Consider the following 11,572-nt stretch of genomic DNA (forward strand, 5'->3'; position numbering starts at 1 on the left):
TTTTGTTCATATTTATTTGATTTTAGTATTTATTTAGATTTGATAATGATAGTTTATGAAAAGTCAGGTATTTTGAGTTTGTGTTACCTATATATTTAAAAAAGTCTATATTTCTAATAGTAAATATTTTTATAAAATCTTCTTTTTTTAGATTTTCAAATTCAAAATGAGTCTCTATATATTTTTCTTGATAGTTTTTAAAATAACTTTCTTCAAACTTTAAAGGCTCTTTTCCTTTATTTATTTCAGGACAAGAACTATCTATATAAATTTGATTATCCAGATTTGGACTTAAAGGATAAGTTTTACATACGATTGGACGATTTTCATAAATAGTACATTTAAAATTTTTTAAGTGCGGACAAAAATCAAAGCCATTAGACAACAAAATGACAGGTTTTATGAATTTTAAAGAACCAAATATAAATAAGATAGGAAAATTTTTATAAGTGGCTTCAAACTCTTCTTTTAAAATTTGGGAATAAATACTTCCATGTAATCCACTACAACAATGTGCTTGGCAATTTTTACAATTTCCAAAAGTAAAGTTTTGATTTAAAGTAGGAATAAAATCTTTCATAAAAGGGATTTTACATATATTTTGTTTCAATTAGATAAAATAATAAAAAAATTTAGGAAATCCTATGAAAAAGAAATTAATAAAAATTATAAAAAAAGCTGGAAAAATACTTAAAAATGGTTATTACTCAGATAAAGAAGTATCTTTTAAAGCGAAAAAAGATTTAGTAACAAAATATGATGTTGCTGTTGAAAATTATCTAAAAAAACATTTTAGTAAACATTTTGAAGAGTTTAATATCATAGCTGAAGAGTCAGATAACTCAAAAGTAGAGTTTAATAATTCAATTATAATTGATCCAATAGATGGAACTACAAATTTTGTAAATGGAGTTCCACATACAGCTATATCTGTTGGAGTTTATAAAAATAAAAAACCTTTTTTAGCAGTTGTTTATAATCCAATTTTAGATGAGTTATATTTTGCTAGAGCGGGAAAAGGTGCTTTTTTAAATGGTAAAAAATTAAAAGTTAGTATCGAAGAAGATTTACAAAAATCGCTTATTGCTACAGGATTTCCATATACAAGTGGCTCAAATGAAAGTGATTTAAAAGATGTTTTGAAAAAAATAAAAGATGTTTTACCTTTTTGTCAAGACTTAAGAAGATTAGGAAGTGCTTCTATTGATTTATGTTTTGTAGCACGTGGAACTTTTGAAGGATATTATGAGATGAATTTAAAACCTTGGGATGTAAGTGCTGGAGTTTTAATATTAAGTGAAGCTGGTGGAAAAATCACTAATATAAATGGTGAAGAGTATAATCTATTTGAAGATAAATATATAGTTGCAACAAATGGAAAAATACATGATAAATTAATCGAAAAACTAAATATTTAGTGATTATTAAATATAATTAATTTTGAAAAATATATAAAGGTTTTATAAAATGTGCGGAATAGTTGGATATATTGGTAAAAAAGATACTACAAAATTATTATTAGATGGTTTAAAAGAGTTAGAGTATAGAGGTTATGATAGTGCTGGAATTGCTGTACTTAAAGATGATAATATTGATGTTTTTAAAGCATTAGGAAAACTTGTAAATTTAGAAGAAAAAGTAAATAGTGTACCTTCTAAAGATTATGATTTAGGAATTGGTCATACAAGATGGGCAACTCATGGAAAACCAACAGAACTAAATGCTCATCCACATTTAGGAGAGTATTCTTATGTAGTTCATAATGGAATAATTGAAAACTATAAAGAGTTAAAAGATGAATTAACACAAAAAGGACATAAATTTGTATCTCAAACAGATACAGAAGTTATAGTTCATCTTTTTGAAAATTACAATAACCAATTAAATGATGCTACAAAAGCTTTTCAAAATACAGTTTCAAGACTTGAAGGTGCTTTTTCAATTCTTTTAATCTCAAAAGCTGAACCTAAAAAAATATTTTTCTATAAATTAGGAAGTCCTTTAATCGTTGCACGAGGAATTGAAGAAGATGAAGTTTTATTTGCTTCATCTGATGCTCCACTTATTGGATTAGCAAATGATGTTGTTTATTTAGAAGACAAAGTTGGTGGAGTTGCAACTGCTTTTGGTATAGAATTTTTCAGTGATAATCATAAATGGAGTACATTACCAACATCAAAACAGTTTGCTCAAAAAGATGGATATAGATTTTTTATGGAAAAAGAAATTTATGAGCAAAGTAGTGTAGTTAGCGATTGTATGTTAGGAAGAATAAAAGATAATGAAATTTTATTTGATGAAATTGATAAATCAATAATTGATGGAATAAATGAAATAAAAATTTGTGCTTGTGGGACTTCATATCATGCAGGACTTACTTCTTCATATTTATTTGAGAGAATTTCTAAAATAAAATGTAGTGTTGAAGTAGCAAGTGAATTTAGATATAAAGAACCACTTTTAACTAAAGATACTTTATTTATTGTTATCTCACAAAGTGGTGAAACTGCTGATACTTTAGAAGCTTTAAAAATGGCAAAAAATGCAGGATTAAAAACTTTAGTGATTTGTAATGTTGATAACTCTTCTATGACAAGAACAGCTGATTTTACTATCCTTACAAGAGCTGGAATTGAAAAAGGTGTTGCTTCAACAAAAGCATTTTCTACTCAAACAGTTGTTCTTTGGATGTTGTCTTTATATTTTGCAAAAGCAAAAAATGTAATTTCAAATGAAAAATTAGAAGTTGAACTTCACACTTTAAGAGAAGTTCCAAAATCACTTTGTATTAGTGACAAAATACATGAAAAAACAAGAAGATTATCAAAAAGATATTTACATGGACATGGATTTTTCTTCATTGGAAGAGATGTATTTTATCCATTAGCTTTAGAAGGTGCTTTAAAACTAAAAGAGATTTCTTATTTACATGCTGAAGGTTATCCAGCAGGTGAAATGAAACATGGTCCTATTGCTCTTGCAGACCCAGAACTTTTTACAATCGCACTTATGCCACAAAATTTACTTTATGATAAAATTAAATCAAACGTAGAAGAACTTAGTGCTAGAGATAGTACTATTTGTGCTATTTCTGCACTTGATTTTGATTTGGCTGATGATTTTATAAAAATAAATAAATCAGAACACTATATGTTAGAGTTTTTTGAAATGTTGGTTGTTTTACAACTTTTATCTATGGAAATTTCAATAAGACTTGGAAATGACGTAGATATGCCAAGAAACTTGGCTAAATCTGTGACTGTCGAATAAATATAAAACATATAAGTTAAATTTTGTTAAAATAAGAAACTTTTTCCCTTTTAGGGAAATTGAATTCTTTAAATTTTTATTTTAATTTTCTTAACAATTATAAGAGATAGAAAAATGGAAAACAAAAGATGGAAAACAACTCAAGCAAAGCTTGTGGAAAACAAAGGATGGAAAACAAAATGGAAAAAAAATCTCAATACTTATTTACAAGTGAAGTAGTAAGCCCTGGACACCCTGATAAATGTGCTGATATTATTGCAGATTCAATAGTTGATAGATTAATAATTGAAGATAGTAATAGTAGAGTTGCAAGTGAAGTTTTTGTAGCTGGAAAACACATAGTTATTGGTGGTGAAGTAAAATCTAATGCAAAATTATCACAAAATGATTATGAAAAAATAGTAAAAGATGCATTAGCAAAAATTGGATATGACGGAAAAAGTGCATTTACAAAAGAACAAGCACTTCATCCTGATGATGTAAAAGTACAAGTTTTATTAAATCAGCAAAGTCCTGATATTTCTCAAGGAGTTGACCAAACAACTGGAGAAATTGGAGCAGGTGATCAAGGAATTATGTTTGGATTTGCTTCAAATGAAGCGGCTGAATTTATGCCTGCAGCAATAGTATATGCACGAAGACTTTGTGATACAGTTTATAACTATGCTTTAAAAAATAATCAAAAACTAGGGGTTGATATAAAAACTCAAGTTACTGTTGATTATGGTACAAAAGAGAATTTTGAAAATTGTAAACCACAAAAAATTCATACAATAGTTGTAAGTGCTCCTTCTGTTGAAGGAATGCCAATTGAAGAAGTAAGAACATTGATTCAAGGGTTAATTGACAACTCTGGGTTACCTGATAAATTATATGATAAAAATAGTACAATTATTCATATAAATCCAACAGGAAGATATGTAAATCACTCATCATTACATGATAGTGGCTTAACAGGAAGAAAGCTGATTGTTGATTCTTTTGGTGGATATGCGCCTATTGGTGGTGGAGCACAAAGTAGTAAAGATTATACTAAAGTTGATAGAAGTGGACTTTATGCTGCAAGATGGATAGCAAAACATATAGTTGCTTCTGGACTTGCTAAAAAAGCAATAGTTCAAATATCTTATGCTATTGGAGTTGCACGTCCAACATCAGTTGCTGTTGATACAATGGGAACTTATACAAAACATAATGATGATGTATTATCAGCTTTTGTTATGGAAAATTTCCCATTAACACCAAGATGGATTACACAAAAATTTGCTTTGGATAAACCAAGTGCTGATACTTTCCTTTATGCAGATGTTGCTGCACGTGGACAAGTTGGACAAAGTGATTATCCTTGGGAAAAATTAGACGAATTAGAAAAATTTAAAAATCTTTAAATAAAATAGTAAAAATTAGAGATTTACTACTTTTAAGACCTGAAAGTAGATAAAAAAGAAGGGTTCCTTTTAAATTGGGAACCAATTTAAAAGGAGTATATATGGATTTAAAAAACTTATTTAGCAAAATATCTTTCGATAGTAAAAAAGAACAACCAACAAAAAAAGATGCACCAACTCACTGGATAAAGTGTCCAAATTGTAGTGCATTAATGTTCTTTAAAGAGGTAGAAAATCAAGATAATGTTTGCCCTAAATGTAGTTTTCATATGAGAATTGGTGCAAAAAGAAGAATAGAAATTCTATCTGATGAAAATAGTTTTGTTGAATTTGATGCAGATTTAAAACCAAATGACCCTTTAAAATTTGTAGATAAAACTTCTTATAAAAAAAGAGTTGAAGAAGCTTTTGATAAAACAGGAAGAACATCTTCTGTTGTGAGTGGAGAGTGTACTATAAATTCAATTCCTGTTCAAATGGTAGTTTTTGATTTTTCTTTTATGGGTGGAAGTTTAGGAAGCGTTGAAGGTGAGAAAATAGTAAGAGCTGTAAATAGAGCTATTGAAAAAGAGCAAGGTTTGATTATTGTATCAGCTTCTGGAGGAGCTAGAATGCAAGAATCAACTTTTGCTTTAATGCAAATGGCTAAAACTTCTGCGGCACTTAAAAAACTTGATCATGCAAAACTTCCATATATCTCTATTTTAACAGATCCTACAATGGGAGGAGTTTCTGCTTCATTTGCTTTTTTAGGTGATATTATTATGGCTGAGCCAGGAGCATTGATTGGATTTGCAGGACAAAGAGTTATAAAACAAACAATTGGTGCAGATTTACCAGAAGGTTTCCAAAGAGCAGAATTTTTACTTGAAAAAGGTTCTATTGATATGGTTGTTAATAGATCTAAGATGAAGCAAACTTTGACAGATTTATTAACAATGTTTCAAAGAGAAAAAATTAGTTAATAAATGATTTCAAATTTAGAAAAAGCTTTGGGTTTTAAACTTGAAGCTTTCAACTACTTATATGTTTTATGTGATTATGAAACGCTACTTAAAAAAAATATTTCTTTAGAAACTTTTGTTGATTTATGTAGAAAAAAAGATGTAAAAATTATCCAATATAGAGATAAAATTTCATCATTTGAAGAACAAAAAATAAATCTTTTATATTTAAAATCACAATTGAATATCCCAATAATTGTAAATGATAAAATAGAACTTATAGATTTTGCAGATGGTTTGCACTTAGGTCAAGAAGACTTAGAAAAAATTCATAAAGATAAAAAACTTGCTATAAAACTTGTAAGAACTAAAATCAAAGATAAACTACTTGGACTTTCAACTCACAATGAAATAGAGATTTTAGAAGCAAATGAATTGAACTTAGATATGATTGGTCTTGGAGCTTATAAACAAACTAATACAAAAGATGTAAGTACTATTTTAGGTGAAAAAATTAGTTATTTAGCAAAAATTTCTAAACATCCAGTTTGTGCTATTGGTGGTGTAAAAATAGAAGATAAGATTTTAAATGTAAAATTTAATGTTGTTGGAAGTGGATTTTTTGATGAAAATTAATATTTATGCAATATTAAAACCAACAGCTGATAATTTTGACCAAATTATAAAAGAGTTTATAAAAATGTCATCAAAATATGCAAAAGTTGAAGTTCATTATATATTTAATAAAAATATAGCAAAAGCGCAAACTATTGGAGAAAAAGAGTCTCAACTTGCATATTCTCAAACATATGAACCTTTGTTAAAAGGTTATAACATTGCACTTGATGTTTTAGGCAAAAGAGTTGATACTTATGCCTTTTCATCATTAATTGATAATAAAAATGAAGTTAATTTTTTTATTGGTGGTGCATATGGATTTCAAAGAGAGTTTTTAAATAAGTGTGATAGTGTAATTTCATTAAGTGATTTAACAATGGCGCATAAAGTGGCAAATGTTGTTTTAACTGAGCAGATATTTAGAAGCTTATGTATTCAAAATAATCATCCATATCATAAGTAATTTATAAACATTTTTGTATAATCAAAACTTAAAAAAAAGAAGTTCTAAAAGGAGATAAGATGGGGCTTAAAAGATATATTGTTTCTACTGTAATTTTAGCTATTTTGTTATTTGGATTTTTATATAGTTTAGAGTTAGGTGATTACGAAATTTCACTATTTGGATATAGTCAAATTTTACCAGTTTCAGTTTGGATTATTTTACCATTCTTGTTTTTAGCAATAGCTACATATTTACATTTATTTTTTTATGCTGCATGTGATTTCTTTAAAAAATGGGCAGTATCAAAAGACCATGAAACAATGATAGAGTTTATAAATGCACAATTACTTGGAAAAGATAGTGCTACAAAATTTAGAACAAAAAAATTTAGAGAGTTATATGCTATTTTATCTCAACTTAACATATCTGTTAAATCAGAAACTTTTACTTCTTTAAATGAGGATTTAAATAAAACTGTTGCAGCTGTACAAGATATAAATAAAGGAAAATTTGTTAAATCTGTAAAATTAAATGAAAATTCTGATTTAGCAAAACAAAATCTTTTAAATAAAATAGAAGAACAAGTTGATTTTGCAGTTGATGTTATAAAAAAACCAGAAAATTACTCTTTAGATGTAGTTAAAAAAGCTTTCTTAAAAGTTTTAAGTGAAAAAACTATGACTACAATTAAAAAACTTTATAAAAATATTAAATTAGATAAAGAGTTAGCACAAAAACTTTTTGAAAAAGATGCTTTAAATAATGAATTTGGATTTACTCAAGAAGAAATTTTAGCATTAGTAAAAGAGCTTAATTTTGATAAAAAAGATTATTTAAATTTAGCAAAAACTTATGAAAAAATATTAAATCCAGATGAAATCATCTCAATTTTTGAAAAACTATCATCTGAAAATGATGAAGCAACTACAGCATATTTACATGTTTTATGTGAGTTTGAAATGATTGATAAATTAAGAGAAGTATTAGCAAATACGCAAGAAAATGAGTTCCTTCCTTTCAAAGCACTTTTAGATTTAAAAGATGCTGGAAAAAAATATAATGTAGAAACTCTATCATATAAATAAATGAATAAACTCGACTTTACAAGACCTTTAGTGGTGTTAGCACCACTTGCAGGTTATACAGATTTACCTTTTAGAAGTGTTGTTAAAAAATTTGGTGCTGATTTAACTATTTCAGAAATGATTAGTTCAAATGCTTTAGTATATAAAAGTGCAAGAACACTTAAAATGGTAGAAAAATCTCCTACTGAAGATCCATATTTTGTACAAATTGCAGGAAATAGTGTTGATTTAGTCAAAGCTGCAGTTGAAATTTTAAATGATGTTGAGGGCATTGATGGAATTGATTTAAATTGTGGATGTCCTGCTCCAAAAGTTTTTAATCATGGCTCTGGTTCAAATCTTTTAGGAGATTTAAAAAAACTTGAAGAGATTTTAAGTACAGTAAAAAAATACTCTAAAAAACAATATACAAGTGCAAAAGTAAGACTTGGAGTAAATGAAAAAATTCCAGTTGAAATTGGAAAAGCAGTTGAAGCTTGTGGTGTTGATTTTGTATCTGTTCATGGAAGAACACGAGCTGGGAAATATAAAGCTCCAGTTGATTATGATGCAATAAAACAGATGAAAGAAGCTATTTCAATCCCTGTTATTGCAAACGGTGATATTAAAGATTATGCAAAAGCTAAAGAAGTTTTAGAATATACAAAAGCAAATGGAGTGATGATAGGACGAGGTGCTATTGGAAAACCTTGGGTGTTTTATCAACTAAAACATGGAATTGAAGATATTTCAAATGAAATGAAAAAAGAGATTATTTTAGAACATTTTGATTCTATGATAAATTTTCATGGAAATCATGGTGCTATAATGTTTAGAAAACTTTTGCATTCATATTCAAAAGGTTACACGGGAGCTAACGAGTTTCGAGATATTGTAAATAAAGTTAGTGAAGTTGATGTTATGCGAGATATGATAGAAAACTTTTTTTAATAACTTTAATTGAATTAAAAAGTTATTTCGATAGAATATTGCACTTTTTAAAAGTAAAAATGTATTTTGTAAAGGAAATATTTGTCTAAATACTATTTTGAATTGGTGCTTAAACCAAAAAAAAATTACGAACTTTTTTTAGAACTACTTGAGTCATTAACTGAAGATGCTTTTGAAGAAAATGATGGTTGTATAATTATTAGAAGTGAAGATGAACTAGATGATTTAAAGTTTGGAATAGAGAGATTTTCTGAAGCTTTAGATGTAAAATGTGAAATAATTTATGAAAAAAAAGAGAATATTGATTGGATAAAAGAGTACCAAAAATCTGTTAAATCAGTTGAAGTTGGGAATTTCTTTATTCGTCCGTCTTGGGAAGAAAAAAAAGATAATAAAATTGATATTATAATTGACCCTGCATTATCTTTTGGTTCAGGACATCATGAAACAACTTCTTCTTGTATAGAAGCAATAGATGAGTTTGTGAAAGAAAAACAAACAGTTTTAGATGTAGGAACTGGAAGTGGTATTTTAGCAATTGCAGCAGCTAAAAAAGGTTGTGTAGTTGATATTTGTGATACAGATGAAGTTTGTATAGTTGATACAAAATCAAATTTTGAATTAAACAATGCTAAATTTAATGATAGTTGGGTTGGTTCTATAAATAAATCAACAAAAACTTATGATGTTGTAATAGCAAACATAGTAGCAGATGTTTTAGTTATGATAGCAAATGATTTAAAAAAATCTTTAAATCCTGATGGTTTACTGATTATTTCAGGTATTTTAGATAAACATGAGAATAGAGTATTAAATAAATTTAAAGATTTAGAAGTTATAAAAGTTATTCATAAAAATGAATGGGTAACTGCAATATTTAAAAAGAATAAGGAGTCTTAGTTAAATGTCAAAAAAACAACAACAAAATGATAATAACAATATCAATAACAACGATAATAACAATAATTTTTTTAACAATAATCCAATTTTAATATTTGTAATTTTTGCAATAGTTACAATATTTGCATTTAAAACTATTTTTTCTGACGAAACTATGGGAGTGTCAAACTCTAATGTTCAAGCATTTGGGCAAAGTTCAAATAAAACAATTGCTTATTCAGATTTGAAAAAATTAATTAGTGCAGGAAAAATTGAATATGTAGGTATTGGAAATACTCAAATTAGAGCTATTTCTAAAAGTGAAGGTGGACAAGTTATAACTTATACTGCAAGACGAGTAATACCTGATGAAACTTTGATTACTGAATTAGAAAAAAACAATATTGGTTATGGTGGAATAAATGAAGAAAATATTCTAGCTGATATTTTATTTGGTTGGGTTTTACCAATCTTTATTTTCTTTGCTATTTGGATGTTTATTGCAAAAAGAATGCAAAAATCTATGGGTGGTGGTTCAGGAGGAATCCTTGGAATTGGTTCATCAAAAAAGATGATAAATTCTGAAAAACCAAATGTAAAATTTGATGATATGGCTGGAAACAAAGAAGCAAAAGAAGAAGTTCAAGAAGTTGTTGATTTCTTAAAATCTCCAGATAGATATGTAAGACTTGGAGCTCAAATTCCAAAAGGTGTTTTATTAGTAGGACCTCCAGGTACAGGAAAAACACTTTTAGCAAAAGCAGTTGCTGGTGAAGCAAATGTTGAGTTTTTATCAGTTTCTGGTTCAGCATTTATTGAGATGTTTGTTGGAGTTGGAGCTTCAAGAGTTAGAGATTTATTTGAACAAGCAAAAAAAGTTGCTCCTGCAATTATATTTATTGATGAGATTGATGCTATTGGTAAAAGTAGAGCAAGTGGTGGACCAATGGGTGGAAATGATGAAAGAGAACAAACATTAAATCAGCTTTTAGCTGAAATGGATGGATTCTCAACAGAACATGCACCTGTTATTGTATTAGCTGCAACAAATAGACCAGAAGTTCTTGACCCAGCACTTTTAAGACCAGGAAGATTTGATAGACAAGTTTTAGTTGATAAACCTGATTATGAAGGAAGAATTGAAATTTTAAATGTACATATCAAAGATGTAAAATTAGGTAAGAATGTAGATTTAAAAGAAGTTGCAAAAATGACAGCTGGACTTGCAGGAGCTGATTTAGCAAATATTGTAAATGAGGCTGCACTTTTAGCTGGACGTGCTTCAAAAAATGAAGTAGGACCAGAAGATTTTAAAGAAGCAGTTGAAAGACAAATTGCTGGATTAGAGAAAAAATCAAGAAGAATTTCTCCAAAAGAGAGAAAAATCGTAGCATATCACGAAAGTGGTCATGCTTTAATTGCTGAGATTACAAAAGGTGCAAATAAAGTAAATAAAGTATCTATTGTTCCAAGAGGACTTGCTGCACTTGGATATACTTTAAATACTCCTGAAGAGAATAAATATTTGATGCAAAAACATGAGTTACTTGCTGAAGTTGATGTTTTATTAGGTGGACGAGCAGCAGAACAAGTGTTTATTGGTGAAATTAGTACTGGTGCTGGAAATGACTTAGAAAGAGCAACTGGAATTATAAAATCAATGGCAACTATTTATGGTATGAGTGATATTGCTGGATTGATGGTTTTAGAAAAAAGAACAAATCAATTTTTAGGTGGACAAACTCAAAAAGATTATTCAGATGCTATGGCAAAAGAACTTGATAATCACGTAAAAACAATATTAAATGAAAGATATGAAATTGTTTTACAAGCATTAAAAGATAATAGCGCCGCAATTGAGCAAATGACAGCAGAACTATTAGATATTGAAGTAATTACAGGTGAAAGAGTAAGAGAAATTATCAAAGAAAATGGTGGAACTGTTTTTGAAGATGAAGATTTACACTCTGATGCAATTACAGAAGAAAAAACTACTTCAACTGATGAATAAAA

11 protein-coding genes are annotated in these 11,572 nt (G+C 27.9%); 10 read left to right on the plus strand and 1 reads right to left on the minus strand.

All coding sequences use genetic code 11. From position 1 onward, the window contains the following. Window positions 1–22: 22 nt before the first annotated feature. Window positions 23–580, minus strand: a complete 558-nt coding sequence (locus tag CKV87_RS02210) for a YkgJ family cysteine cluster protein (protein WP_041645043.1) — start codon at window positions 578–580, stop codon at window positions 23–25. A 64-nt stretch (window positions 581–644) separates the two neighbouring features. Between CKV87_RS02210 and CKV87_RS02215 the strand changes: the two genes are divergently transcribed. The 10 genes from CKV87_RS02215 to ftsH all read left to right on the plus strand — a co-directional run bounded on the left by CKV87_RS02215 (window position 645) and on the right by ftsH (window position 11,570). Then, on the plus strand, window positions 645–1,418 hold the full coding sequence (locus CKV87_RS02215) for an inositol monophosphatase family protein (RefSeq protein ID WP_012012262.1): 774 nt from the start codon (window positions 645–647) through the stop codon (window positions 1,416–1,418). A gap of 49 nt (window positions 1,419–1,467) precedes the next feature. After that, window positions 1,468–3,270, plus strand: coding sequence for a glutamine--fructose-6-phosphate transaminase (isomerizing) (glmS, locus tag CKV87_RS02220; RefSeq protein WP_012012263.1), 1,803 nt, complete (start codon window positions 1,468–1,470; stop codon window positions 3,268–3,270). A gap of 179 nt (window positions 3,271–3,449) precedes the next feature. Next, window positions 3,450–4,658, plus strand: coding sequence for a methionine adenosyltransferase (metK, locus tag CKV87_RS02225; RefSeq protein ID WP_047022514.1), 1,209 nt, complete (start codon window positions 3,450–3,452; stop codon window positions 4,656–4,658). Between the two features lie 101 nt (window positions 4,659–4,759). After that, entirely contained in the window at window positions 4,760–5,623 is an 864-nt protein-coding gene (accD, locus tag CKV87_RS02230; RefSeq protein WP_004510512.1) for an acetyl-CoA carboxylase, carboxyltransferase subunit beta, read from the plus strand. A 3-nt stretch (window positions 5,624–5,626) separates the two neighbouring features. Beyond that, window positions 5,627–6,238, plus strand: coding sequence for a thiamine phosphate synthase (locus CKV87_RS02235; protein ID WP_012012264.1), 612 nt, complete (start codon window positions 5,627–5,629; stop codon window positions 6,236–6,238). Beyond that, on the plus strand, window positions 6,228–6,683 hold the full coding sequence (locus tag CKV87_RS02240) for a 23S rRNA (pseudouridine(1915)-N(3))-methyltransferase RlmH (protein ID WP_004510514.1): 456 nt from the start codon (window positions 6,228–6,230) through the stop codon (window positions 6,681–6,683). The genes CKV87_RS02235 and CKV87_RS02240 overlap by 11 nt, the downstream gene beginning before the upstream one ends. Before the next feature lie 59 nt (window positions 6,684–6,742). Then, window positions 6,743–7,750, plus strand: coding sequence for a hypothetical protein (locus tag CKV87_RS02245; RefSeq protein ID WP_012012266.1), 1,008 nt, complete (start codon window positions 6,743–6,745; stop codon window positions 7,748–7,750). Beyond that, window positions 7,751–8,680, plus strand: a complete 930-nt coding sequence (locus CKV87_RS02250; protein ID WP_004510516.1) for a tRNA dihydrouridine synthase — start codon at window positions 7,751–7,753, stop codon at window positions 8,678–8,680. Window positions 8,681–8,761: 81 nt separating this feature from the next. After that, window positions 8,762–9,580 (plus strand): 50S ribosomal protein L11 methyltransferase, encoded by an 819-nt coding sequence (locus CKV87_RS02255; RefSeq protein WP_012012267.1) that lies wholly within the window; start codon window positions 8,762–8,764, stop codon window positions 9,578–9,580. A 4-nt stretch (window positions 9,581–9,584) separates the two neighbouring features. Continuing rightward, window positions 9,585–11,570 (plus strand): ATP-dependent zinc metalloprotease FtsH, encoded by a 1,986-nt coding sequence (gene ftsH / locus CKV87_RS02260; RefSeq protein ID WP_012012268.1) that lies wholly within the window; start codon window positions 9,585–9,587, stop codon window positions 11,568–11,570. Window positions 11,571–11,572 lie beyond the last annotated feature (2 nt).

Source organism: Aliarcobacter butzleri (genome assembly GCF_900187115.1).
In the GTDB taxonomy this organism is placed as follows: Bacteria; Campylobacterota; Campylobacteria; order Campylobacterales; family Arcobacteraceae; genus Aliarcobacter; species Aliarcobacter butzleri.

Excerpts from the sequence above, each read along its gene's own strand:
- glmS (WP_012012263.1), top strand. The coding sequence starts at position 1,468 with ATGTGCGGAATAGTTGGATATATTGGTAAAAAAGATACTACAAAATTA.
- CKV87_RS02210 (WP_041645043.1), bottom strand. The coding sequence starts at position 580 with ATGAAAGATTTTATTCCTACTTTAAATCAAAACTTTACTTTTGGAAAT.
- metK (WP_047022514.1), top strand. The coding sequence starts at position 3,450 with ATGGAAAAAAAATCTCAATACTTATTTACAAGTGAAGTAGTAAGCCCT.
- CKV87_RS02215 (WP_012012262.1), top strand. The coding sequence starts at position 645 with ATGAAAAAGAAATTAATAAAAATTATAAAAAAAGCTGGAAAAATACTT.
- ftsH (WP_012012268.1), top strand. The coding sequence starts at position 9,585 with ATGTCAAAAAAACAACAACAAAATGATAATAACAATATCAATAACAAC.
- accD (WP_004510512.1), top strand. The coding sequence starts at position 4,760 with ATGGATTTAAAAAACTTATTTAGCAAAATATCTTTCGATAGTAAAAAA.
- CKV87_RS02245 (WP_012012266.1), top strand. The coding sequence starts at position 6,743 with ATGGGGCTTAAAAGATATATTGTTTCTACTGTAATTTTAGCTATTTTG.
- CKV87_RS02250 (WP_004510516.1), top strand. The coding sequence starts at position 7,751 with ATGAATAAACTCGACTTTACAAGACCTTTAGTGGTGTTAGCACCACTT.
- CKV87_RS02240 (WP_004510514.1), top strand. The coding sequence starts at position 6,228 with ATGAAAATTAATATTTATGCAATATTAAAACCAACAGCTGATAATTTT.
- CKV87_RS02235 (WP_012012264.1), top strand. The coding sequence starts at position 5,627 with ATGATTTCAAATTTAGAAAAAGCTTTGGGTTTTAAACTTGAAGCTTTC.